This is a genomic window from Mycolicibacterium fluoranthenivorans (assembly GCF_011758805.1).
Taxonomy (GTDB): Bacteria; Actinomycetota; Actinomycetes; order Mycobacteriales; family Mycobacteriaceae; genus Mycobacterium; species Mycobacterium fluoranthenivorans.
On the sequence record NZ_JAANOW010000004.1, the window covers coordinates 297941 to 321004 of the forward strand.

At 66.9% G+C, this 23064-nt stretch carries 24 protein-coding genes; 12 read left to right on the forward strand and 12 right to left on the reverse strand.

Going from position 1 to position 23064, the window contains the following annotated elements; translation table 11 throughout:
• Positions 1 to 26: 26 nt before the first annotated feature.
• On the forward strand, positions 27 to 602 hold the full coding sequence (locus FHU31_RS27940; RefSeq protein ID WP_167164152.1) for a DUF4232 domain-containing protein: 576 nt from the start codon (positions 27 to 29) through the stop codon (positions 600 to 602).
• Here FHU31_RS27940 and FHU31_RS27945 read toward each other — a convergent pair.
• From FHU31_RS27945 to ychF, 8 genes are all read right to left on the reverse strand, one after another.
• A complete protein-coding gene (locus tag FHU31_RS27945; RefSeq protein WP_167164153.1) occupies positions 586 to 996 on the reverse strand; it encodes a VOC family protein in 411 nt (136 codons plus the stop codon). The genes FHU31_RS27940 and FHU31_RS27945 overlap by 17 nt on opposite strands.
• Positions 997 to 1030: 34 nt before the next feature.
• A complete protein-coding gene (gene eutC, locus FHU31_RS27950) occupies positions 1031 to 1804 on the reverse strand; it encodes an ethanolamine ammonia-lyase subunit EutC (protein ID WP_167164154.1) in 774 nt (257 codons plus the stop codon).
• A complete protein-coding gene (locus tag FHU31_RS27955; protein WP_167164155.1) occupies positions 1801 to 3216 on the reverse strand; it encodes an ethanolamine ammonia-lyase subunit EutB in 1416 nt (471 codons plus the stop codon). The genes eutC and FHU31_RS27955 overlap by 4 nt, the downstream gene beginning before the upstream one ends.
• On the reverse strand, positions 3213 to 4634 hold the full coding sequence (gene eat / locus FHU31_RS27960; RefSeq protein ID WP_167164156.1) for an ethanolamine permease: 1422 nt from the start codon (positions 4632 to 4634) through the stop codon (positions 3213 to 3215). The genes FHU31_RS27955 and eat overlap by 4 nt, the downstream gene beginning before the upstream one ends.
• 264 nt (positions 4635 to 4898) lie before the next feature.
• The gene (gene adh / locus FHU31_RS27965) at positions 4899 to 6422 is read right to left on the reverse strand and encodes an aldehyde dehydrogenase (protein WP_167164415.1); all 1524 of its coding nucleotides are present in this window, start codon (positions 6420 to 6422) and stop codon (positions 4899 to 4901) included.
• 101 nt (positions 6423 to 6523) lie between these two features.
• A complete protein-coding gene (locus FHU31_RS27970; RefSeq protein ID WP_234901727.1) occupies positions 6524 to 7786 on the reverse strand; it encodes a sigma-54-dependent transcriptional regulator family protein in 1263 nt (420 codons plus the stop codon).
• Positions 7787 to 8080: 294 nt separating this feature from the next.
• The gene (locus FHU31_RS27975) at positions 8081 to 8449 is read right to left on the reverse strand and encodes a zinc ribbon domain-containing protein YjdM (RefSeq protein ID WP_167164157.1); all 369 of its coding nucleotides are present in this window, start codon (positions 8447 to 8449) and stop codon (positions 8081 to 8083) included.
• Positions 8442 to 9515 (reverse strand): redox-regulated ATPase YchF, encoded by a 1074-nt coding sequence (gene ychF, locus FHU31_RS27980; RefSeq protein ID WP_167164158.1) that lies wholly within the window; start codon positions 9513 to 9515, stop codon positions 8442 to 8444. The genes FHU31_RS27975 and ychF overlap by 8 nt, the downstream gene beginning before the upstream one ends.
• Positions 9516 to 9598: 83 nt before the next feature.
• Here ychF and FHU31_RS27985 point away from each other — a divergent pair, with 83 nt between their 5' ends.
• The gene (locus FHU31_RS27985; protein ID WP_167164159.1) at positions 9599 to 10681 is read left to right on the forward strand and encodes a DUF6542 domain-containing protein; all 1083 of its coding nucleotides are present in this window, start codon (positions 9599 to 9601) and stop codon (positions 10679 to 10681) included.
• Here FHU31_RS27985 and FHU31_RS27990 read toward each other — a convergent pair.
• Complete coding sequence (locus tag FHU31_RS27990; protein WP_167164162.1) at positions 10678 to 11679, reverse strand: 4-hydroxy-3-methylbut-2-enyl diphosphate reductase; 1002 nt, start codon at positions 11677 to 11679, stop codon at positions 10678 to 10680. The two genes, FHU31_RS27985 and FHU31_RS27990, sit on opposite strands and share 4 nt — an antisense overlap.
• 53 nt (positions 11680 to 11732) lie before the next feature.
• On the opposite strand from FHU31_RS27990, the gene FHU31_RS27995 reads away from it, so the two are divergent.
• The 4 genes from FHU31_RS27995 (at position 11733) to FHU31_RS28010 (ending at position 14918) form a co-directional block, all read left to right on the forward strand.
• Complete coding sequence (locus FHU31_RS27995; RefSeq protein WP_167164164.1) at positions 11733 to 12329, forward strand: lipid droplet-associated protein; 597 nt, start codon at positions 11733 to 11735, stop codon at positions 12327 to 12329.
• Positions 12326 to 13558, forward strand: coding sequence for an exodeoxyribonuclease VII large subunit (gene xseA, locus FHU31_RS28000; RefSeq protein ID WP_167164166.1), 1233 nt, complete (start codon positions 12326 to 12328; stop codon positions 13556 to 13558). Before FHU31_RS27995 ends, xseA begins: the two co-directional genes overlap by 4 nt.
• Positions 13545 to 13757: an exodeoxyribonuclease VII small subunit gene (locus tag FHU31_RS28005; RefSeq protein ID WP_167164168.1), complete on the forward strand. Its 213-nt coding sequence runs from the start codon at positions 13545 to 13547 to the stop codon at positions 13755 to 13757. The genes xseA and FHU31_RS28005 overlap by 14 nt, the downstream gene beginning before the upstream one ends.
• Before the next feature lie 72 nt (positions 13758 to 13829).
• Positions 13830 to 14918, forward strand: coding sequence for a 3-beta-hydroxysteroid dehydrogenase (locus FHU31_RS28010; RefSeq protein ID WP_167164170.1), 1089 nt, complete (start codon positions 13830 to 13832; stop codon positions 14916 to 14918).
• 131 nt (positions 14919 to 15049) lie between these two features.
• Here FHU31_RS28010 and FHU31_RS28015 read toward each other — a convergent pair whose 3' ends face one another.
• A complete protein-coding gene (locus FHU31_RS28015; RefSeq protein WP_167164172.1) occupies positions 15050 to 15493 on the reverse strand; it encodes a DUF5994 family protein in 444 nt (147 codons plus the stop codon).
• A gap of 248 nt (positions 15494 to 15741) precedes the next feature.
• Here FHU31_RS28015 and FHU31_RS28020 point away from each other — a divergent pair, with 248 nt between their 5' ends.
• From FHU31_RS28020 to FHU31_RS28030, 3 genes are read left to right on the forward strand one after another with little or no spacing between them, the layout of a single operon-like run.
• The gene (locus FHU31_RS28020) at positions 15742 to 17286 is read left to right on the forward strand and encodes an arylsulfatase (protein WP_167164174.1); all 1545 of its coding nucleotides are present in this window, start codon (positions 15742 to 15744) and stop codon (positions 17284 to 17286) included.
• A complete protein-coding gene (locus FHU31_RS28025) occupies positions 17283 to 18161 on the forward strand; it encodes an HAD family hydrolase (RefSeq protein WP_167164176.1) in 879 nt (292 codons plus the stop codon). The genes FHU31_RS28020 and FHU31_RS28025 overlap by 4 nt, the downstream gene beginning before the upstream one ends.
• Positions 18154 to 19032 (forward strand): formylglycine-generating enzyme family protein, encoded by an 879-nt coding sequence (locus tag FHU31_RS28030; RefSeq protein ID WP_167164178.1) that lies wholly within the window; start codon positions 18154 to 18156, stop codon positions 19030 to 19032. The genes FHU31_RS28025 and FHU31_RS28030 overlap by 8 nt, the downstream gene beginning before the upstream one ends.
• 15 nt (positions 19033 to 19047) lie before the next feature.
• Here the strand turns inward: FHU31_RS28030 and FHU31_RS28035 are convergent, their stop codons facing one another.
• Positions 19048 to 19200 carry a hypothetical protein gene (locus tag FHU31_RS28035; protein ID WP_208411494.1) on the reverse strand — a complete coding sequence of 51 codons (153 nt, stop codon included), beginning with the start codon at positions 19198 to 19200 and terminating at the stop codon, positions 19048 to 19050.
• Between the two features lie 130 nt (positions 19201 to 19330).
• Between FHU31_RS28035 and FHU31_RS28040 the strand changes: the two genes are divergently transcribed.
• Genes FHU31_RS28040 through FHU31_RS28050 form a run of 3 tightly spaced genes read left to right on the forward strand, consistent with a single transcriptional unit; the run spans position 19331 to position 22387 of the window.
• Positions 19331 to 20401, forward strand: coding sequence for an NAD-dependent epimerase/dehydratase family protein (locus FHU31_RS28040; protein WP_167164180.1), 1071 nt, complete (start codon positions 19331 to 19333; stop codon positions 20399 to 20401).
• On the forward strand, positions 20398 to 21162 hold the full coding sequence (locus FHU31_RS28045; protein WP_167164182.1) for an SDR family NAD(P)-dependent oxidoreductase: 765 nt from the start codon (positions 20398 to 20400) through the stop codon (positions 21160 to 21162). The genes FHU31_RS28040 and FHU31_RS28045 overlap by 4 nt, the downstream gene beginning before the upstream one ends.
• 22 nt (positions 21163 to 21184) lie before the next feature.
• The gene (locus FHU31_RS28050) at positions 21185 to 22387 is read left to right on the forward strand and encodes an AI-2E family transporter (protein ID WP_167164185.1); all 1203 of its coding nucleotides are present in this window, start codon (positions 21185 to 21187) and stop codon (positions 22385 to 22387) included.
• On the opposite strand, the gene FHU31_RS28055 is transcribed toward FHU31_RS28050, so the two are convergent.
• Positions 22384 to 23058, reverse strand: a complete 675-nt coding sequence (locus FHU31_RS28055) for a DUF4245 domain-containing protein (protein WP_167164186.1) — start codon at positions 23056 to 23058, stop codon at positions 22384 to 22386. The two genes, FHU31_RS28050 and FHU31_RS28055, sit on opposite strands and share 4 nt — an antisense overlap.
• Positions 23059 to 23064: the final 6 nt, after the last annotated feature.

The following is a 23064-nucleotide window of genomic DNA, read 5'->3' on the forward strand; positions in this document are numbered from 1 at the left end:
GCGGGCCACCCCTGAAAGGACTGAGCATGAACGTCATCGCACGGTCGCTACCTGTGCTGGCCCTCGCCCTGCTCGCCGGGTGCACGGCGCAACATTCGGCTGCTCCCGCCCCGACGGTGACGGTCACCGCGGCACCCGCCCCCACGGCGTCGCCGGCGACGGCGACGGTCACGGTGACAGCGCCGCCGAGTGCGGTACCCGCCACACCGGTCGAGGTCGGGCCGTGCTCCGACGACGACCTGGTGGTCACCAACGGGGCGATGGAGTCCGCCGACACTCAGCGCCGGGTCCTCGTCTCGTTCCGGAACTCCTCGGCGCACCCCTGCACGATGGTCGGCTACCCGGGCGCCGATCTGGTGACACCGGCCGGCGGGGTGCTCGTCAACGTCCCGCGGCGCCCCGCCAATGCGGCGCCGCGGCTCACCTTGCAGCCCGGTGAGCTCGGCACCGCTGATGTGCTGACCTATGCGATCGATACGGAGACCGGTAACTCGTGCGCCCGCTGGGGCCAACTGGTGGTCACCCCGCCGAATGACGTCGTCGCGCACACGTTGCCGGTCGATCTGCCGATCTGCGGCGCGAGCGTCAGCGCGTTGGGCTGAGCCCGAATTTGGCGCGCGCCTGCTCCGTGACCGGGGTGAACAGGTTCACCAGGTTTCCGTCCGGGTCGCGGAACAGCAGCGCCCGATTGCCCCACGGCATCGTGGTCGGCTCGGTGACGACCTCACCGACATACGGCCGCAGCCGCGCGTACTCGGCGTCGACGTCATCGACGATGAACTCGATGATCGCGCTCCGGTTGGCTGCCGGCTCGGCGGATCCCACGCCGAACAGGGGCACGGTCTTGTCGCTGCCGAGGGCAAGTGTTCCGGCCGGGGTCGGGATCTCGGCGAACAACTCGTTGCCCCATACCGCGGCGATCCCGGTGACCTCCTCGTAGAAGGCCACCAGCCGGGCCACGTCCGCGGTGATGATGCGCGTCGATACAAACCTCATGCCGCGAGGGTATGCGGCGGCACCGACAAGTCGGTCAGAGCAGTTCCCCGCCGGCTCCCGAGCCCACCGCCACACCCCGCGACGTGTCCTTGAGCGCCACCCCGGACCGGCCCAACTGGCGCGCTCCGGCGACCAGTCCGGCAGCCACGCGGGCCGCTTCCTGGTAGCCCAGGCCGTCCGGCGGGTGAATGTTGGAAATGCAGTTTCGATCCGCGTCGGTGCAGCCGGGACGCGGCCGGTGCGTCAAATAGATGCCCAGACTGTCCGCGACGCTGAGCCCGGGCCGCTCGCCGATGATGACCAGCAGCGTCCCGTATCCACCGCGGGCGGCGATATGGTCGCCCAGAGCCACCCGCGCCTGCGTCGCGATCACCGGCGGCGCCAGCGAATATCGCTGTCCCAGTTGAGCCACCAGCTCCTTGAGCAGCGGGGCGCCGTGGTGCATCAGGGCCGTCGGCGACAGCCCGTCCGCCAGGACGAAGCCGATATCGGCCGGCTGGGCCGGCACGGCCGCGAGATCCGCGGGGTTGCGGCCGAGGTCGGGCCGACGCAGGTACTCGCCCCGCGACGTCGCCTGGCTGGTCACCACGGCGGGCGTCCCGATGCCGATCTCGGTGACATCGGCAGCCAGTCGCTCCACATCGAGCGGCAGATGCACGGCATCTCGGGCCGCGGCATGAGCCGCGTTCAGTTCCAACACTTCCCGCGTCGGCAGGCCATTGCCGGCCCGGCCGAGGCCGATCCGCGCCTGGGTGGTGGTGCGCAGTTCGTCCCAGAATCGCTGGCGGGCCAGTTCCTCGGAACTCATGACGCGCCCGCCGAGGTCAACGACCGCAGGGGTGACCGGGTGACGTCGAACGGCGTCAACCGGCCCGCGGTGTCGATCATGCCGATGCGGCGCAGCCAGTCCTCGAATTCGCGGGCCGGTCGCAGCCCGAGCGTGCGCCGGGTGGACAGCACATCGTGGAATGACAGGCTCTGGTAGCCCAGCATGACGTCATCGGCTCCGGGAACGGTGATGACGAACGCGCACCCGGCCGCGGCCAGCAGCGTCAGCAGGTTGTCCATATCGTTCTGGTCGGCCTCGGCGTGGTTGGTGTAGCAGACATCGACGCCCATCGGCAGGCCGAGCAGCTTGCCGCAGAAGTGATCTTCCAAACCGGCGCGGATGATCTGCCTGCCGTCGTACAGGTACTCCGGGCCGATGAACCCGACCACCGTATTGACCAACAGCGGCTGCAGGTCACGCGCGACGGCGTAGGCCCGGACCTCCAGCGTCTGCTGGTCGACGGGCTTGCCGCCCACCCCGAGATGCGTGTGCGAACTCAACGCCGAGCCCTGCCCGGTCTCCAGGTACATCACGTTGTCGCCCACGGTGCCGCGATGCAGCGAGCGTGCCGCCTCATTGCCCTCCCGCAGCAGCTTGATGTCCACCCCGAATGCCGAGTTGGCGCCCTCGGTGCCGGCGATCGACTGGAACACCAGATCGACGGGGACGCCCTCTTCGATCAGCCCGATGGTCGTGGTGATGTGCGACAGCACGCACGACTGCGCCGGAATGTCGTAGCGGGCCCGGATCGAGTCCAGCAGGTACAGCAGATCCGCTGTGGCATGCGGTGAATCGGTTGCGGGGTTGATGCCGATGACGGCGTCACCACACCCCAGCAGCAGCCCGTCGAGCACCGCCGCGGCGATTCCGCGCGGGTCGTCGGTCGGATGGTTCGGCTGCAGCCGGGTGGCCAGGGTGCCCGGCGCGCCGACGGTCGTCCGGAACGCCGCGGTGACCTCCGTGGCGGCGGCGACCGCGATCAGATCCTGATTGCGCATGATCTTGCTGACCGCTGCGGCCATCTCGGGCGTGACCCCGGCTGTGACGGAAGCGATCCGCTGCGGACCGTCGTCACGAGAGGCGTTGTCCAGCAGCCAGTCCCGGAATCCACCCACGGTCAGATGCGAAATGGCCGAGAAGGCCTCGCGGTCGTGGGTGTCGATGATCAGCCGGGTCACCTCGTCGGTGTCGTAGGCCACCACCTCCTCGTCGAGGAAAGTCTGCAACGGGAGGTCAGCCAAAGTCCATGCGGCAGCGGCCCTCTCAGCATCGGACTCGGCCGCGCACCCGGCAAGCTGGTCCCCGGAGCGCAACGGCGTCGCCTTCGCCATGACCTCGACGAGGCCGTCGAAGGTATAGCTGGTCCCGGAGACTTGCTGCCGGTAGATCATTTGAGTTCACTCTCCGCTTTGGCCAGCATCGCGAACTCTTCGTCGGGTGAGTTCGCCACCAGTCGATGCCGGCTGTACACCGCGAAGTATCCCATGAACGCGGCGAAGACGCCGAGGCAAGAGAGCGCGGCGATACTGTCGACCAGGAAGGTCGCGATGACCGCGAGTACCGCGACGACGAGCGCGAACCCGGTGGTGACAGCTCCACCGGGCGTGCGGTACGGCCGGCGCATCTGCGGTTCACGCCAGCGCAGCACGATGTGGCTGACCATCATCAGCACGTAGCTCAGCGCGGCCCCGAAGACCGCCATGTTGAGCAGCAGCGCACCCTCACCCGTCAGCGACAGCGCGAAGCCGATGACACCGGGAACGATCAGCGCCAGCGTCGGCGCCTTGCGAGAGTTGGTGACAGACAATCGGGTTGGCAGGTAGCCGGCACGAGACAGGGCGAACAGCTGCCGGGAGTAGGCGTAGATGATGGAGAAGAAGCTGGCGATCAACCCGGCCAGGCCGATGTAGTTGACCACCTTCGCGGCCGCACCGTCGCCGAGGGCCTCCACCAGCGGGTTGCCCGAGGACGACATCTGCTCGGCGCCGCCGGCACCGGTGGCCAGGACCAGCACCACCGCGCAGCTGACCAGCAGCACCGTGATCGCGGCGATGATGCCGCGCGGGACGTTGCGCTCGGGATCGGCGGTCTCCTCGGCGGCCAGCGGCACACCTTCCACGGCAAGGAAAAACCAGATGGCGAAGGGGATCGCGGCCCAGATGCCCATGTAACCGTGTGGCAGGAACGCCGAGGATCCCACCGCATCCGAGGGTGCGATATCGGTCAGGTTGGCGGCGTCGAACTGCCCGGCGGCGAAGACGGCGAAGACGACCAGTCCGACCAGCGCGATGGCGGTGATGACGAACATCACCTTCAGCGCCTCACCGACACCGGACAGGTGGATACCGATGAAAAGCACATAGGCGGCCAGATAGACCCACCAGCCGTCGGTGATGCCGAACAGCCCGAGCGATTCGACATAGGCGCCGATGAACGTCGCGATGGCCGCGGGTGCGATCGCGTATTCGATGAGAATGGCTGTGCCGGTGGCGAATCCGCCCCATGGACCGAGTGCGCGGCGGGCGAAGGTGTAGCCGCCGCCGGCGGCCGGCAACGCCGAGGACAGCTCGGCCATGCCGAGCACCAGCGCCAGGTACATCGCGGCGATCACCACTGCGGCGATAGCCAATCCGCCGAATCCCCCTTGGGCCAGACCGAAATTCCAGCCCGAGTAGTCGCCCGAGACGACATAGCTGACGCCCAGACCGGCCAGCAGAACCCAGCCGGCGCTACCCGATTTGAGCTGCCGCTGCTGCAGATAACTGGCGCTCTCGAGGTGCTCCTCCACTGCGCCGTGACTTGTCGTCACTTCCCACTCCCTTGGTTTTCTCTCTCGGGGCCGCACCTCAGCCGATACACCGGCGATGGGGCCGACGGGCGACACTTCGCGCCCAAAAGGTAGTTTTTCCAACCTTTAAAATAGTGTGACGTATGCCCCGGTTCTTGTCTAGCGCAACCGCGGTTCACACCCCGAGCCGGGGACTCGGGGTGCGAACCTTCAGTGACTCGTCAGGATCGTCGTTTCCTCGCGCAAGCGCTCGTCAGGATCGTCGTCTCCTCGCGCGAGCGCTCGTCAGAAGAAGCCGGCGGCGTTTTCGCTGTAGCTGACCAGCAGGTTCTTGGTCTGCTGGTAATGATCGAGCATCATCTTGTGGTTCTCCCGGCCGATACCGGACTGCTTGTACCCACCGAACGCCGCATGCGCCGGATACTGGTGATAACAATTCGTCCACACCCGACCAGCCTTGATATCACGACCCGCCCGATACGCGGTATTACCGCTACGACTCCACACCCCCGCACCCAACCCATACAACGTGTCATTGGCCTGCGCGATCGCATCCGCATAATCAGTGAACGACGTCACCGCCACCACCGGCCCGAAAATCTCCTCCTGGAAAATCCGCATCTTGTTATGCCCGGTGAAAATCGTCGGCGCCACATAAAAACCACCACCCAGATCCCCACCAAGCTCCGCACGCTCACCACCAGTGAGCACCTGAGCACCCTCACCCTTACCGATCTCGATATACGACAGAATCTTCTCCAACTGATCATTGGAGGCCTGCGCACCGATCATCGTCTCAGTATCAAGAGGATCCCCCTGACGCACCGCCTTCGTCCGGATCGCCGCCAACGCCAAAAACTCGTCATAAATATCAGCCTGAATCAACGACCGCGACGGACACGTACACACCTCACCCTGATTCAGGGCGAACATCGTGAACCCCTCCAACGCCTTATCCTGATACGCGTCATCGCTCGCCAACACATCACTGAAGAAAATGTTCGGCGACTTCCCACCGAGCTCCAGGGTCACCGGGATCAGGTTCTGGCTGGCGTACTGCATGATCAACCGGCCCGTCGTCGTCTCCCCGGTGAACGCGATCTTCGCGATCCGATTCGACGACGCCAACGGCTTACCCGCCTCCACCCCGAAACCATTCACAATGTTCACCACACCGGCAGGCAACAAATCCCCGATGACCTCGAACAGATACAGAATCGACGCCGGAGTCTGCTCAGCCGGCTTGAGCACCACCGCATTACCCGCCGCCAACGCCGGCGCCAACTTCCACACCGCCATCAAAATCGGGAAATTCCACGGGATGATCTGGCCCACCACACCCAACGGCTCATGAAAGTGATACGCCACGGTGTCCTCATCGATCTGCGACAACGACCCCTCCTGCGCGCGCAGCACACCGGCGAAATACCGGAAATGATCCACCGCCAACGGAATATCAGCATTCAGCGTCTCCCGGACCGGCTTACCGTTATCCCAGGACTCCGCCACCGCGATCGACTCCAGATTCTCCTCAATCCGATCCGCGACCCTATTCAAGATCACCGCCCGCTCCGCCGGACTGGTCTTACCCCACCCCGGGGCCGCCGCATGCGCGGCATCCAACGCCGCCTCCACATCAGCCTCATCCGAACGCGGAATCTCACAGAAAACCTGCCCCGTCACCGGCGTCGGGTTCTCGAAATACCGGCCGGCCACCGGGGCCACCCACTGCCCACCGATGAAATTGCCATAACGGGACTTAAACGACATCAAAGCGCCTTCAGTACCCGGGCGCGCGTAAACGGTCACAGTTGACCTCCTGCTCGATGAATGACTGTGTCGGTCGTCACTCAAGCTAGTTTGCAACCCGTTGCAACACGGTTGGGGAATTTCGCAACGTTGGTGCAACGTCAGGACAGCGCGGAGTCCAGCGCGGTGAGATGCCCGCGGATATGGGCGCGCGTGAGTTCGTCGGCGCCGTGGTGATCATGCAATGTCTGCCAGCCGTGCCGGTCATCGCGGGCCTCGGGAAGGTCCAACCAGCGTCGCAGGGCGCGCGAATCCCCGGCTGAACTGGCTGCCAGCACCGCCCCTCGCACGCTGGTGCTCAGCTCCGTGCGCAGGCGTGCCACGGCCGGTGAGCCGGATCGCGGCAGCAGCAATCCGGTGTAGTTGTCCAGGGCGGCGTCGATGTCGCCACGGCGCAAGGCGGCGAACACCTCGCCCATATCGCTGTCCATCGGAGCGAGCAGCCGGTACGGCCGCGATCCGATCGTGTCGGTGCCGACGATGCGGCGCAGGCGCGACAGCTCGGCGCGGATGGTGACGGCGTCGAGCTCGCGCTCGTCGAGCAGCACCGCGAGGTGATCGCTGCTGAGCCCCTCCGAATGCTGGAGCAACAACACCAGGATCTCGGCGTGCCGGCCGGACAGCTGCTGAGACCGCGTCCGCCCCCGTTCGTCGACGGTGTGCCAGGACGGCCGGTCCGCCCCCAAGACCGTGAGACGGCCGACCGAGTCGGCCGGGACGGCGGGTGTCTGGCTGTAGGACAAGGCAAGTCGGTGTTCCACGGCGACGGCGGTGGCACGCACCAGCGCCAAGGTCTGCGCCGACCCGATCGAGGAACCGCCGGTGAGGTCGATGCTGCCGATCGGCAGGCCGGTCACCGGATCGTGCACCGGCACCGCCGTGCACGTCCACGGCCGGACCAGCCGGGAAAAGTGCTCGTGCCCGTCGATCTGCACCTCACGATCGAGGGCCAGCGCGGTGCCCGGAGCATTGGTCCCTGCGCCCTGTTCGCTCCAGTCGGCGCCGGGAACGAAGTTCATCGCGGCCACCTTGCGGCAGGCCTCGGCGTCCCCCTCGACCCACAGCATGGTGCCGTCGGCGGCGGTGACGGCCACGACGACCCCGGAGTCGACGGCGTAGTCCACCAGTAGCTTGCGGATCACCGGGAGAGCCACCGCCAACGGGTGACCGTTTCGCAGTTCCGACAGCCGCACGGCCGCCGCCGCTTCCCTGGCGCCGCGGTCGGGGTCGACGCCGATCGCCAGGCTGCGCTGCCAACTCTCCGCAACGAACCGCCGAAGGGGCTTCTGACCAGCGACGATAAGTTCGTGGACGGGACGCGCGGAATCGGCCGGCGCCTCGGGCGACGGCTTCACCGACCTCATCTTGTCTGCCACGACGTTCACGCTCCTGACGCCAGTGCCAACTACTCGCTGACCATCGGGCCTTCGGGCCACAATACCTGCACGTCAGGGCCGCCGACGGAGAATCGTGCGTGGCAGTGTGGGCCGTGGGCACCGAATTCGCCCGGATCGCGTGCACATCCCCCACACTCGGCACATCGGTCGAGCGCGTGAAAGGAGCCGTGCCGATGCGCGGAGGCAGCGCGCACCACGAGGCGATCCCGGCGGGCGGTCCGCACGATTCCGGCTCGGCGACCACCCGTGGCCGTGCACCGCTCAGAGAACCTTCTTCACCACGCTCGACTTCAATTGCATCTGCCCGAAACCGGGCACCTTCGCATCGATGTCGTGGTCGCCGACGCCGTCCGTGATGAGGCGGATGCCGCGCACCTTGGTGCCGATCTTGACGACCCCACCACCGGCACCCTTCACCTTCAGACTCTTGACGATGGTCACGGTGTCGCCATCGGCGAGCGGGTTGCCCACCGAGTCGAGGACCACACCGCCCGACGCATCACCCGACACGCTGGCATCGTCCGCCCCTGGTGCCCACTCGTAGGCACACATCGAGCAGACCAGGAGTGCACCGGACTCGTAGGCGAACTCACTCGCACACGCCGGACACGGCGGCAGAACGTCAGACATTGAACCGGAACTCCACCACGTCCCCGTCGGCCATCACGTAGTCCTTGCCCTCCATGCGGACCTTGCCCGCTGCCTTGGCCGCCGCCATCGAGCCGGCCGCGATCAGGTCGTCGAACGACACGATCTCGGCCTTGATGAAGCCCTTCTCGAAGTCGGTGTGGATCACGCCGGCCGCCTTCGGGGCGGTGTCGCCGCGGTGGATCGTCCACGCCCGCGCCTCTTTCGGCCCGACCGTCAGGTAGGTCTGCAGATTCAGCGTGTGAAAACCGGCCCGCGCCAACGCATCCAGGCCACGCTCGGTCTGCCCGATGGACTCCAGCAGCTCGGCGGCGGACTCGTCGTCGAGCTCGATGAGCTCCGACTCGATCTTGGCGTCCAGGAACACCGCATCGGCCGGGGCCACCAACGCCCGCAATTCCGCCTGCTTGGCCGGATCGGTGAGCACCGTCTCATCGGCGTTGAAGACGTAGAGGAACGGCTTGGTGGTCATCAGGTTCAGCTCGCGCAGCAACGAGACATCCGACCCCGCCGCGAACAGCGTCTTGCCGGAATCCAGCACGGCCTGCGCAGCCACGGCCGCGTCCAACACGGCCTTGCGGTCCTTGTTGGTGCGCGCTTCCTTCTCCAGCCGCGGGATCGCCTTCTCCAGCGTCTGCATATCCGCCAGGATCAGTTCGGTCTCGATGACCTCGATATCCGAACGCGGGTCGACCCTGCCGTCGACATGCACGACGTCGTCGTCGGCGAAGACCCGCACCACCTGACAGATGGCATCGCACTCGCGGATGTTGGCCAGGAACTTGTTACCCAGCCCGGCGCCCTCAGAGGCGCCTTTGACGATGCCGGCGATATCGACGAACGTCACCGGCGCCGGGACCAGCTTCTCCGATCCGAAGATCTCGGCCAGCTCGCCGAGGCGCGGATCGGGCAGCGCCACGACCCCTTCGTTCGGTTCGATCGTCGCGAACGGATAGTTGGCGGCCAGCACGTCATTCCGGGTCAACGCATTGAAGAGCGTCGACTTGCCCACGTTCGGTAGTCCGACGATTCCCAGGTTCAAGCTCACGGACTCCAGAGTCTAGAGGTTGTGACGGGCACGCCAGCGCGTGCTGGCAGCGCGTGGGCAGTAACAGCCGGTACGGTCAACATGTGTCAGGTCAGCCCGCAGAGCCGACGGATGCGGTGGTCGACCGCTCCGCGCTCCCCCGCATTCCGGGGTTGCCGTGGTGGAGTGCCGTGGTGATCGCGGTGATCTTCACCGCCATCGGTATCGCCTTCGACGCCGGTACAGGCACCAAAGAGCTCGGCGCCGTCTTCGCGACGTGCTACGTGCTCGGTTGTCTGCTGGCGGTGCTCGCGGTGCGCCAGTCCGCGGTATTCACCGCCGTCATCCAGCCCCCGCTCCTCCTGTTCGTCGCCGTTCCCACCGCCTACTTCCTGTTCCACAGCGCGGAGATCAGCGGTATCAAGGACATCCTGATCAACTGCGGTTACCCGCTGATCGAGCGGTTCCCGCTGATGTTCTTCACCTCGGCAGCCGTGCTGATCATCGGGATGGTGCGCTGGTACCTCAGCGCGTCGAACAAGCGGCTGTGGCCGGATAAGCCGGCGGCGCACGTCACCGCCGCCGCGGCGGCGGCCACTCCCGCACGGCGGGTCGCCCGCCGCTTCGCGCAGACATCGGTCACCGACGACGCCGAGCCGGCCGACGAGGTCCCGCCGCGGCGCAGTTCGGCGCGCCGGCTCAGCCGGGAGGCCCCGCCGTCCACCGCGTCCACCGCGCGCCGCAGCGGCCGGCCCAGTGCACCGTCGCGGTCCCGCCACACCCGGCCGCCCGAGAACGACATCGCCGCGTCGGCGGCAGCCGCGGACCGCCGCGAGCGGATGGCGGCCAGCGAACGTCCGGCCCGGAGCCGTCGGGAGGCCGAGCAGCCCATCGATCCGGCCCGCCAGCCGCGCCGTCCTCGCCCGTCCGGTCGGGATCCGCGCCGCAGCGCGCCGAGTCCCTACGAACCGGCCGAGTACTACGAACGGCCGAGACGCCCGGAACCTCAGGACGCCTACGAGCGGTACGGACGCGAGCCGCGGGAGGCGCGTTACGACGAGCGCCAGCGCCCGCCCGCGGGCACCAGCCATCACCCGGTGTCACGAGTGCGGTATCGCAGCAGCGACGAGGATCCCCGCCCGCGAAACTCGCACCGGCGTGACGACGAACCCTGGGAAGACCGCTAGGAACGCGGCGGACGGATCTCGCGCGGCAGCGCGAACACCAGCGTCTCGTTCGCGGTGGTGACCGGCTGCACGGTGCCGTAGCCGTACTCGGCCAGCCGGTCCAGCACGCCCCGCACCAGGATCTCGGGTACCGACGCTCCAGAGGTCACACCGATGGTCGTGACACCGGAGAACCAGGCCGGGTCGATATCGTCGGCGTAGTCCACCAGGTAGGCAGTCTGCGAGCCGGCGTTCAGCGCCACCTCGACCAGGCGTACCGAGTTCGATGAGTTCTTCGACCCGACCACGATCACCAGTTCGCATTCCGGCGCCATCGCCTTCACCGCGACCTGGCGGTTCTGGGTGGCGTAGCAGATGTCGTCGCTGGGCGGATCCTGCAGCGTCGGGAACTTCTCCCGCAGCCGGCGCACCGTCTCCATGGTCTCGTCGACACTCAGCGTGGTCTGGGACAGCCAGATGACCTTGTTCGGATCGCGCACCGTGACCTTGTCGACGGCATCCGGGTTGTCGACCACCTGCACGTGGTCGGGGGCCTCACCGGCGGTGCCGACCACCTCCTCGTGGCCTTCGTGGCCGACCAACAGGATGTCGTAGTCGTCGCGGGCGAACCGCTTGGCCTCGTTGTGCACCTTCGTCACCAGCGGGCACGTCGCGTCGATGGTCCTCAGATTGCGCTCGGCGGCCTCGATGTGCACGGTCGGCGCGACGCCGTGCGCGGAGAACACGACGATGGCACCTTCGGGCACCTCATCGGTTTGCTCGACGAAGATCGCGCCGGCCTTGGCCAGCGTGTCCACGACGTAGCGGTTGTGCACGATCTCGTGTCGCACGTAGATCGGCGCGCCATGCTTCTCCAGCGCGCGCTCGACGGTTTCGACGGCGCGGTCGACACCCGCGCAGTAGCCACGCGGTTCGGCCAGCAGGACGCGTTTGCCGGCCACACCCGAACTCACCGAGCTCGTGGCGCCCGGGATACCCATGTTGACAGTTGGCGGCATCCTTCAAGGGTACTTACCTGCCGCGGCGCAGGGCCAGCCGTAGGCTGGCACCCATGTCGACAGCACCGTATGGAGTCCGACTGCTGGTGGGTGTAGCGGTGACCGCCCTGGATGAGACCCGCAAGCTCCCGCAGACCATCCTCGCGTACCCGATGACGGTGGCCAGTCAGCTCGCACATCTGGTGATGAAAGTGCAGCAGGACGTCGCCGATCTGGTGATCCGCGGTGACGAAACGCTGGAGGAGCTGTTCCCGCCGAAGGACGAGCAGCCCGAGTGGGCCACCTTCGACGAGGACCTGCCCGACGACCCCGATGAGCCCGTCTACGAGGTTCCCGTCAACCGCGCCACGGGGTCACCGGTCGCCAGCCGATCCGAAGGCCGGTTCGCGCTGTACAGCGAAGGCGAGCCCGAACGTGCCGCCGACACCCCTGCCCCGCACACACCGGCCCCGGGCACCAACGGCTCGGCCCCGTCCGTCGTCACCGAACTCGGCTACGACGCGCTGACGCTGGCCCAGCTGCGCGCGCGGCTGACCTCCCTGAAGGTCGACGATCTGGAGACCCTGCTGGCCTACGAGGAAACCACCAAGGCCCGCGCCCCGTTCCAGACGCTGCTCGCCAACAGGATCACCCGCGCGACGGCCAAGTGAGCGATCCGGGCCAGTCACCGGAGAATCCCTGGCCGGTTCGCGCCGTGGCCACCCGGGTGGCCAAGTGGATCGACCGCCTCGGCATGGTGTGGGTCGAGGGCCAGATCGCCCAGCTGACCATGCGTCCCGGCTCTGGCACCGCCTTCATCGTGCTGCGGGACCCGGCCGCCGACATGTCACTGACGATCACGTGCCCGCGGGACCTGGTGGCGAACGCGCCGGTGAAACTCGCCGAGGGCACCCAGGTGATCGTCTACGGCAAGCCGGCGTTCTACACCGGGCGCGGCACGTTCTCCCTTCGGGTGACCGATATCCGCGCGGTCGGCATCGGTGAGCTGCTGGCCCGCATCGACCGGCTGCGCCGGCTGCTGGAGGCCGAGGGTCTGTTCGACCCACGCCTGAAACGCCCGATTCCGTTCCTGCCCAGCACCATTGGTCTCATCACCGGCCGCGCCTCGGCCGCCGAGCACGATGTCATCGCGGTGGCATCGGCCCGCTGGCCCGCCGTGCGGTTCGCGGTACGCAACACCGCCGTGCAGGGACCCAATGCGGTGGCGCAGATCGTCGAGGAACTCAAGGCGCTGGATGCCGACCCCGAGGTGGACGTCATCGTGCTGGCCCGCGGCGGCGGCAGCGTCGAGGACCTCCTGCCGTTCTCCGACGAAACCCTGTGCCGCGCCATCTCGGCGTGCACCACCGCGGTGATCAGCGCGGTGGGCCACGAACCGGACAACCCGCTGTGCGATCTGGTGGCCGACCTGCGCGCCGCGACCCCGACCGACGCCGCCAAACGGGTGGTACCCGACGCCGTCGCCGAACAGGCGCTGGTGAACGAGCTGCGCCGCCGCGGCGCCCACTCGCTGCGGCACTGGGTGCACCGCGAACAGCACCTCATCGACCAGCTCCGCACCCGGCCGGTGCTGGCGCAGCCCTGGCTGGCCCTGGATGCGCGGACCGAGGAGGTGCAGCGGGCCCGTTCCGCCGCGCGCCGCGATATCAACCGGATGATCGCCGGCGAGAGCGATCGTTTGGAGCACCTGGCCGCGCGGCTGTCGACCCTGGGCCCGGCGGCCACCCTGGCCCGCGGGTACGCGGTGGTTCAAGTCCTGACCGGGCAGACGCACGTTCTGCGGTCCATCACCGACGCCCCGGCGGGTACCCGGCTCCGGGTCCGTGTCGCCGACGGCGCAGTCATCACCATCAGCGAGGGATCAGATGAAGCCCATTAGTCAGTTGGGATACGAAGAGGCACGCGACGAACTGGTCGAGGTGGTACGCACCCTCGAGCAGGGTGGACTCGACCTCGACGCTTCGCTCAAGCTCTGGGAAAGGGGCGAGGAGCTGGCCAAACGATGTGAGGAACACCTGGCCGGAGCCCGCAAACGAGTGGCGGACGCGCTCGGCGCGAACGCGCCTGACGAGGAGTGATCGCGCCATCGGTCGGCCCCGGCTTTCGCGGCGGGGTTTAGAATTGGAACACGTTTCATTTATGCTCTGGGCATGGGTGACGCATCACTGACGACTGACCTCGGCCGCGTTCTGGTGACGGGAGGCTCCGGCTTCGTCGGCGCCAACCTGGTGACCACCCTGCTGGAGCGGGGACACGAGGTGCGCTCGTTCGACCGGGCGCCCTCTCCCCTGCCGGATCATCCGAACCTGCAGACCGTCGTCGGCGACATCACCAACACCGATGACGTCGCCAAGGCCGTGGCCGGCATCGACACCGTCATGCACACCGCGGCGATCATCGATCTGATGGGCGGCGCGTCGGTCACCGAGGAGTACCGGCAGCGCAGTTTCTCGGTGAACGTCGAAGGCACCAAGAACCTGGTGCGCGCCGGACAAGCCGCGGGTGTGCAGCGGTTCGTCTACACGGCGTCCAACAGTGTGGTGATGGGCGGTCAGGACATCGTCCACGGCGACGAAACCCTGCCCTACACCAACAGGTTCAACGACCTGTACACCGAAACCAAAGTGGTGGCCGAGAAGTTCGTGCTCTCGGAGAACGGGGCGAACGGCGGCATGCTGACCTGCTCCATCCGACCGAGCGGGATCTGGGGCCGCGGCGACCAGACCATGTTCCGCAAAGTGTTCGAGAACGTGCTCGCCGGACACGTCAAGGTGCTCGTCGGCAACAAGAACATCAAGCTGGACAACTCGTACGTACACAACCTGATTCACGGCTTCATCTTGGCCGGACAGCACCTGGTGCCCGGTGGCAGCGCACCGGGCCAGGCATACTTCATCAACGATGCCGAGCCGCTCAACATGTTCGAGTTCGCCCGCCCGGTGCTCGCGGCCTGCGAACGCCCCCTGCCCACGTTCCGGGTGTCCGGCAAGCTGGTGCACAAGGCGATGATGGCCTGGCAGTGGTTGCACTTCAAGTTCGGCATTCCCCAACCGCTGATCGAACCCCTTGCAGTGGAACGGCTTTACCTCAACAACTACTTCTCGGTGGCCAAGGCCGAGCGCGACCTCGGCTACCGGCCGCTGTTCACCACCGAGCAGGCCATGGCCGAGTGCCTGCCGTACTACACCGACTTGTTCCACCAGATGCAGAGCAAGGCCGGCGAGCCCGCCGCGGTGTGACCGCCAGAAACTGGACGAGGCCGGCGACGCTGTAGCGTCCCGGCCTCTGGTTTCTCGCTCGGCATCTACAGAACCGGGGAAACTTGTCTGCCAGGTTACGGTACGGCCCACCGATTCGGCAAAAACCCGGCCTACTTTTGGCGCGCTCGCCCACCGCCGAGAATGGCCCGCAACGTCTGCACGCTGGGAGGACTGGCCGCGGTGGCGACAGCGGCCAGCACCAGGCGCGCGTCGAGCTCCGTGGCAGCCGGTGGCACCACGAAGAGCAACGAGTGCCGGTTGTGGGTGCCCATCAAATAGAGCGTGTCCCGGGCGATCAGCGAATACGCGTCGACGGGCACTGACGTCGAGCCGCGAATGAGCCGGGCCGGCGCCGTGTCCCACCAGATCGGGTCGTAGAGCACCCGGCGCACCGGCCCGATGCGAAGTCCGAGCACCGCCACCAGATCGGCCAATCCCGTACCGAGTTGACGGTCGCTCGGCCACCACGCGCCGGCGACGGTACCTTGCAGTCCCGGGTGGTTGGACAGTGCCAGGCGCGCTATGAGCGCGGCATGCGCATCGTCATCAGCCATCGGCGATGCTCCCGTCTCTGGAGACCGCAGACGGGAGCCGAGAAGGCGGCGCGCGAGGAACCTACGATGACTCCACCCTAGCAAACCCCGCAGACTACCGTGAGGATACGCGCAATACGTTGCTGCGCAACATGATTCACCGACGCTGGGGAGGCTGCCCGACGGAGCGCCAAAGCTGCCGAAACCCTCGATCAGGCGGCGAAATCCCCTAGCATCGACTGCAGGTCGCCAATCGAAGGAGTTGCCTCATGCCCGACGGAAAGCCGAACATCCTCGTGATCTGGGGCGACGATATCGGGATCTCCAATCTCAGCTGCTACAGCCGGGGAATGATGGGTTACTTCACGCCCAATATCGACCGGATCGCCGACGAGGGCATGCTGTTCACCGACTCCTACGGGGAACAGAGCTGCACCGCCGGACGCTCGTCGTTCATCACCGGCCAGAGCGTCTACCGCACCGGGATGAGCAAGGTCGGTATGCCCGGCGTGGACATCGGCCTGCAGAAAGAGGACCCGACGATTGCCGAACTGCTCAAACCGCTCGGCTACGCCACCGGCCAGTTCGGCAAGAACCATTTGGGTGATCTCAACAAGTTCCTGCCCACCGCACACGGCTTCGACGAGTTCTTCGGCAACCTCTACCACCTCAACGCGGAGGAGGAGCCCGAGCACGAGGACTACCCCACCGCCGAGGAGGCCCCGATGCTGCGCAAGGCGCTGCTGCCGCGCGGTGTCATCCACTCCTGGGCCACCGACGAGGACAGCGGCGAGGTCGACGAACGGTACGGCCCGGTGGGCAAACAGCGCATCGAGGACACCGGTCCGCTGAGCGCACTCCGGATGGAGACCATCGACGACGAGACCACCGAGGCATGCGCCGACTTCATCACACGCCAGCACGCCGCGGACACCCCGTTCTTCGTCTGGATGAACATGACCCACATGCACTTCCGGACGCACACCAAACCGGAGAGCCGCGGTCAGGCCGGGCGCTGGCAGTCTCCGTATCACGACACGATGATCGATCACGACCGCAACGTGGGCACGCTGCTGGACCTGCTCGACGAGTTGGGCCTCGCCGAGGACACCATCGTCATCTACTCCACGGACAACGGTCCGCACGCCAACAGCTGGCCGGACGGCGCCACCACCCCATTCCGCAGCGAGAAGGCCACCAACTGGGAGGGCGCCTTCCGGATCCCGGAACTGATCCGCTGGCCCGGAAAGATCAAGGCCGGGTCGGTCTCGAATGAGATTGTGCAGCATCATGACTGGCTGCCCACCTTCCTGGCGGCCGCGGGTGACCCGGACATCGTCGACAAGCTCAAGGCGGGGCACACCGCCGGGGACGAGACCTTCAAGGTGCATATCGACGGTTACAACCTGCTGCCGTATCTGACCGGTGAGGTCGACGAGAGCCCACGGCGCGGTCTGATCTACTTCTCCGACGACGGCGATGTGCTCGGCATCCGGTTCGACAACTGGAAGATCGTCTTCATGGAGCAGCGCTGCCAGGGCACGCTCCAGCTGTGGTTCGAACCGTTCACCAAGCTGCGCGCACCCAAGTTGTTCAACCTGCGCACCGATCCGTTCGAACACGCCGATGTCACCTCGAATACCTACTGGGACTGGGTGATAGACCGGCTGTATCTGATGTTCTACGGCTCGGCGCTGGTCAATCGGTTCCTTGAGACGTTCAAGGAGTTCCCGCCGCGGCAGGAGCCGGCGTCGTTCACGATCAACAACGCGGTCGAGGAGCTGGAGAAGTTCCTGGCCAACCGCGGCGGATGAGCCTGCCGTCCTGGAACGACGGCCCCACGAAGTCGGCGATCGTCGACTTCGTGGGCCACGCCGTGAACCTGCCGCCCGAGGACCGCGTCGCGGTGTTCGACAACGACGGCACCCTCTGGGTGGAGAAGCCCGCGTACATCCAGCTGGACTTCCTGGTCCGTCGGCTGGCCGTGCAAGCGGCCGCCGATCCGACGCTGGCGACGAGGCAGCCGTATGCGGCAGCAGCCGCCGGCGATCTCGGTTGGTTCGGCGAGGCCGTCACCAAGCACTACAACGGCGATGATTCCGATCTCAAAGTTCTTGCCGGGGGTCTTCTTTCGGCCTATCAAGGGCTGACGGTCGAGGAGCACGCGGCGCGCGTCTCGGCATTCTTCGCCGAGGCCTCGCACCCCACGCTGGGGCGGCCGTACACCGCGTGCGGGTACGCCCCGATGGTCGAGTTGTTGCGGTATCTGGAGGCGAACGGGTTCACCTGCTACATCGTCTCCGGTGGCGGACGCGATTTCATGCGGCCGGTGACCACCGCCCTGTACGGGATCCCACCCGAGCGTGTGGTGGGCAGCTCGGTGGGCGTCACGTTCACCGGCGGCAGCCTGGTGACAACCGGGCAGCCGGAATTCCTCAACGACGGCCCGGTCAAGCCGGTGCGGATCTGGGACCGGATCGGGCGGCGGCCCATCTTTGCCGCGGGCAACTCCAACGGTGACATCGAAATGCTGCAGTACACCAATGGTTTCCGGCTGCTCGTCCGGCACGACGATGCCGAGCGTGAATTCGACTACACCGCTGGTGCGGAGAAGGCGCTGGATCTGGCCGAGACCGAGAGCTGGACGGTGGCCAGCATCCAGAACGACTGGGCGCACGTCTTTGCCTGACGACCTGGTGTGGATTCCGCCGCAGACGGCGATGCTCGGCTCGAACGAGCACGAGCCCGAAGAAGGACCCGCACACGAGGTCAGCACGGACGGGTTCTGGATCCAGCCCCATCAGGTGACCAATGCGCAGTACGCAGAATTCGTGGCCGACACCGGCTATGTCACCGTCGCCGAACGCCCGGTGGACCCGACGGACTTCCCCGGCGCCCCAGCGGAGAATCTGGTGCCGGGTTCCCTGGTGTTCAGGCGCACTGCCGGGCCCGTCGACCTCCGCCACCTCAGCCAGTGGTGGGTGTGGACGCCCGGCGCCTGCTGGAACCATCCGCGCGGGCCGCGGTCCACATTGGCGGGCCGGGACCGGCACCCGGTGGTGCACATCGCCTTCGAGGACGCACAGACCTACGCCGACTGGGCCGGGCTGACGCTGCCCACCGAAGCGCAATGGGAGACCGCCGCGCGCGGTGGTCTCCCGGGCGCGACGTACACCTGGGGTGACGAACCCGAACGGCCCGGGCAGCGGCTGGCCAACTACTGGCACGGCGAGTTCCCCTACCTCCCCGAAACCGGCTACGGCACCACCCAGCCGGTGGGGAGCTTCCCGCCCAACGACTACGGACTGTTCGATATGGCCGGCAATGTCTGGGAATGGACCGCCGACTTCTACGGCCCTGATCGCGCCGGCACCCCATGCTGCGCGGCCGACAGCTACGACCCCCGCGAACCACAGTTCCAGATCGCGCGCCGGGTGATCAAAGGCGGATCCTTCCTGTGCGCCGACAGCTACTGCATGCGATACCGGCCCGCCGCGCGACGACCCCAGCAGATCGATACCGGCATGAGTCATATCGGCTTTCGCTGCATCAAGGGCTGAGGAATGTGGGCGCGCTCAATCGAACCCCGGTGCGATGAACCGCTCAAGCAGACGCTGCTCGGCAGCCTGGTCGTCGGCCGGCCAGAACAACAACGCCAGCACCACCCGGACTATCCAGCCCGCGGCACCGTGACACCCTTCGCGATGGGCGACCAGCTGAGTCCCCACGAGTTCCGGCTCGGCCGCGCCCGCCGTGCTCGGGCAACTCCTGGGCCGGTTGGATCTACGGATGCAGTGAGCCCAACAGCGTCCATTCGCTAGGGTTGGAACACGTTCTCATTCCCCCGATGGAGGGCCTATGACCGATACCGTGCTGGTAACCGGCGCTTTCGGACTTGTCGGGTCCGCCACCGTGCACCGCCTCGCCGCGGACGGCCGTCGGGTGGTCGCGACCGATCTCGATACGCCCGGCAACCAGAAGGCGGCCGCGGCCCTGCCGGTCGGTGTCACCGTGCGCTGGGCCGATCTGACCGATCCGTCCGCCGTCGGCGCCCTGGTCGCCGATATCACGCCATCGGCCATCATCCACCTGGCCGCCGTCATCCCGCCGTTCATCTACCAGCGCCGCGGACTGGCCGAGAAGGTCAACGTCGGCGCCACCGCAAGCCTGGTGGCCGCAGCCGAAAAGTTGCCTACCCCACCACGTTTCGTTCTCGCGTCCAGCATCGCGGTGTACGGGTCACGCAATCCGCACACCGTCTCGGGCGTACTCACCGCCGATACTCCCGTCCACCCTGCCGACATCTACGGCGACCACAAGGTCAGGGCCGAAGCCCTGGTACGGTCCTCGGCGCTGGACTGGGTGATCCTGCGGCTCGGCGGGGTGCTCACCGTCAATCCGGGCTCCTACATGAAGATGGACAACTTCTACTTCGAGGGCACGCTGCCCACCGACGGGCGCCTGCAGACCGTCGACGTCCGGGATGTGGCACGGGCGTTCGCCGCCGCCACCACCGCCGATGCCGTCGGCGAGACCCTGTTGATCGGCGGTGACGACCACACCCACCGGCTCCTGCAGGGCGACGTGGCACCCGCCATGGCCGCCGCACTGGGATTGGTCGGCGGACTGCCCACCGGCCTCAAAGGTGATCCCCACGATGACGCCGGCTGGTTCAACACCGACTGGATGGACACCACCCGATCCCAGGAAGTTCTTGATTTCCAACGTCATTCGTGGCCGCAGATGCTGATCGAGACGGCCGCGAACGCCGGTATCAAACGTCCACTGCTGCGGTTGGTCGCACCACTGGCCAAGCAGGTCCTGCAACGCCGAACGGCGTACTACGGCACCGGTCAGCGCTATGCCGACCCGTGGCAGGCGATCAAAGCCAAATGGGGCGATCCTCGCCCGGACGGGAGTCAGGCGTGAGCGAAGCGACGGGAAAGGTAGCGATCGTCGTCGGCGGCGCTTCGGGGATCGGCTGGGCGTCGGCCCGGGCGCTGGCCGACGAGGGGTATCGCGTCGTCATCGCCGACCGCAACGCCGAGGGCGCACGGTCCCGCGCCGCCGAACTCGGGGCGCCGCACACCGGTACGGGTGCCGATGTCACCGACGAAGCCTCCATCGCCACACTTTTCGAGCAGACCGAAGGTGTGCACGCGGTGGTGAACTGCGCCGGATTCTCCAATATCGGACTCATCGTGGACATGCCGGCCGAAGATTTCCGGGCAGTCATCGACTGTTGCCTCACCGGGTCGTTCCTCGTCGCCAAGCACGCCGGCCGGCACCTGGCCGACGGTGGCTCACTGGTGTCGATCTCGTCGCTCAACGGCCGCCAGCCGGCGGCCGGGATGAGCGCCTACTGCGCGGCCAAGGCCGGACTCTCGATGCTGACCCAAGTCGCCGCGCTGGAATTGGCGCCGCGCGGCATCCGGGTGAATGCCGTCGCTCCCGGCTTCGTGCACACCCCGCTCACCGAAGGCGCGGCGCTGGTGCCAGGCGTCGTGGAGGAGTACGTGGAGAACACCCCGCTGGGCCGGGCAGGCACCCCCGAGGACATCGCCGAGGCCGTCGTATTCCTCACCAAGGCCTCCTGGCTCACCGGCGAGGTGCTCGATCTCAACGGCGGGTCCCACATGAAGCGCTACCCGGATCTGCTCGGTCACATCATGAAACTCGCGGTCCAGTGATCAGTCCTGTGAAATAGCCGGCGTGGAAACCGAGTTCACCCTCAACCAGAGGCGAGCGCTGGCGATCGCGACGGTCGCCGCGATCGCCTTCGGCGCGTACTTCCTGCGCGGCTATTTCATCCTGATCGTGGTGGCCGCGGTGGTGGCCTACCTGTTCGATCCGATCTACCAGCGTCTGCACAAGAGGTTCGGCACCGGCCTGTCCGCGACCTTCACCTTGCTCGCCGCGCTGGCCATCGTGATCGTGCCGATCGCCGGGGCGGTCGCCATCGGGGTGGTGCAGATCAGCATCATGGTCCGCAGCGTCGCCGACTGGGTGGGCAAGACCGATCTGAGCTCGCTCGGTGACCGATCACTGCGGGCGGTCAACGAACTGCTGGACCGGCTGCCGTTCCTGCAGAGCACGAACATCACCGCGGAGTCCCTGCAGAAATGGGTGGTCAGCTTCGCGCAGCGGGCCGGCCAGTGGGGTCTGGAGTTTCTGCAGGGCGCCGCGGGCGGCCTGTTCGGGGGTCTGACCGCCGCCGTCATCTTTCTGTACGTCTTCATTTCGATACTGGTCAAAGGCCATGAGCTGCGCGTGCTCATCGGCCGGCTCAACCCGCTCGGCGAGGAGGTCACCGACCTGTACCTGGCCAAGATGGCGGCCATGGTCCGTGGCACGGTCCAAGGCCAGTTCGTCATTGCCGTGGCCCAGGGGGTGGCCGGTGCCATCTCGGTCTACATCGCCGGGTTCCACGACGGGTTCTTCATCTTCGCGATCCTGTTGTCCGCGCTGTCGGTGATCCCTCTCGGCGGCGGGATCGTGACCATCCCGTTCGGGATCGGCATGGCGTTGTTCGGCAATATCGGAGGTGGCATCTTCGTCGTCGCCTTCCACCTGTTGGTGGTGACCAATATCGACAATGTGCTGCGCCCGATCCTGGTACCCAAGGAAGCCCGGCTGGACTCCGCACTGATGCTGCTGTCGGTCTTCGCCGGCATCACCATGTTCGGCTTCCTCGGCATCGTCATCGGGCCCGTGCTGATGATCGTCATCGTCACCACGATCAGCGTCTACCTGTGGGTCTATCAAGGTGTGCCGATGGACGTCGGCACCGAGGATGATGACGAGCCCAAGCGACCCGGACTTCTCACCCGGCTGATCGGGCACGCCCGGGCGGCCACGCGTCGCCGGACCGAACCTGCCGTCCCGGCGAGTTCACCGCCGACCTCGGACGACTAGACCGGCAGCGGTGCAGCGCTCTGTACCGCCTTGGCCAGCACCCGGAACTCGTCGTTATCGGCCGACCCGGTGATCGCCAGTTGCGTGTCCCCGGTCTCGCGGCCCGCGCGTGTCACCCCGGGCAGCCGCGTCGTCCACGCGGGCTCACCCTCGCCGGCCTCGTAGACCACCCATTTCACGCCGTCCACCTCCTGGATTCCGGTGGGTACCAGGTCGGTGTCGAGCGAGGAGATGAGGGCGTCTTCGTCGGCATTGCTCTGGGTCAGCGACAGGTACATCCCGGCGGGCGTCAGGTAACCCACCCGCGAGCTGACCGCGCGGGCCTTCTGACCCGTCGCGGGATCGACGCGGCCGCCATCGATCCCGCCGCGCCCTCCGGAGTTCGCAGTCCAGCCCGCGGGGAGGGCGGGTAGCCGGATGGGGATCTTCAGCGCTGCCGCGTCGGCCGCCAATGCCGCGGGTGCGTCATAGTTGGGTGCGGGCCCCGCGCCGGGGCCGCTCGGCTGGAACGAGCACATGCCCAGGACCCCCGCCAACACCACGCAGGCCAGCACCAAGGGGGCCATCGACCAGAACATATCGCGGCCGTCCTGGAGCAGCCGGTTCTTGGCGGGCGCAGGCACCGGCACGACGATCGGCGTGTCGGCTTCCGGTTCCCGCGCGTCGCTCATGGCTGC

Coding starts and splice junctions, on each gene's coding strand:
- FHU31_RS27995 (WP_167164164.1), top strand. CDS start 11,733: ATGTCGACAGCACCGTATGGAGTCCGACTGCTGGTGGGTGTAGCGGTG.
- FHU31_RS27975 (WP_167164157.1), bottom strand. CDS start 8,449: ATGTCTGACGTTCTGCCGCCGTGTCCGGCGTGTGCGAGTGAGTTCGCC.
- FHU31_RS27990 (WP_167164162.1), bottom strand. CDS start 11,679: ATGCCGCCAACTGTCAACATGGGTATCCCGGGCGCCACGAGCTCGGTG.
- eutC (WP_167164154.1), bottom strand. CDS start 1,804: ATGAGTTCCGAGGAACTGGCCCGCCAGCGATTCTGGGACGAACTGCGC.
- FHU31_RS28025 (WP_167164176.1), top strand. CDS start 17,283: ATGAGCCTGCCGTCCTGGAACGACGGCCCCACGAAGTCGGCGATCGTC.
- FHU31_RS27970 (WP_234901727.1), bottom strand. CDS start 7,786: ATGAGGTCGGTGAAGCCGTCGCCCGAGGCGCCGGCCGATTCCGCGCGT.
- FHU31_RS28015 (WP_167164172.1), bottom strand. CDS start 15,493: ATGGCTGATGACGATGCGCATGCCGCGCTCATAGCGCGCCTGGCACTG.
- FHU31_RS27940 (WP_167164152.1), top strand. CDS start 27: ATGAACGTCATCGCACGGTCGCTACCTGTGCTGGCCCTCGCCCTGCTC.
- FHU31_RS28005 (WP_167164168.1), top strand. CDS start 13,545: ATGAAGCCCATTAGTCAGTTGGGATACGAAGAGGCACGCGACGAACTG.
- FHU31_RS28055 (WP_167164186.1), bottom strand. CDS start 23,058: ATGAGCGACGCGCGGGAACCGGAAGCCGACACGCCGATCGTCGTGCCG.
- FHU31_RS28020 (WP_167164174.1), top strand. CDS start 15,742: ATGCCCGACGGAAAGCCGAACATCCTCGTGATCTGGGGCGACGATATC.
- FHU31_RS28010 (WP_167164170.1), top strand. CDS start 13,830: ATGGGTGACGCATCACTGACGACTGACCTCGGCCGCGTTCTGGTGACG.
- FHU31_RS27945 (WP_167164153.1), bottom strand. CDS start 996: ATGAGGTTTGTATCGACGCGCATCATCACCGCGGACGTGGCCCGGCTG.
- FHU31_RS28040 (WP_167164180.1), top strand. CDS start 19,331: ATGACCGATACCGTGCTGGTAACCGGCGCTTTCGGACTTGTCGGGTCC.
- FHU31_RS27955 (WP_167164155.1), bottom strand. CDS start 3,216: ATGATCTACCGGCAGCAAGTCTCCGGGACCAGCTATACCTTCGACGGC.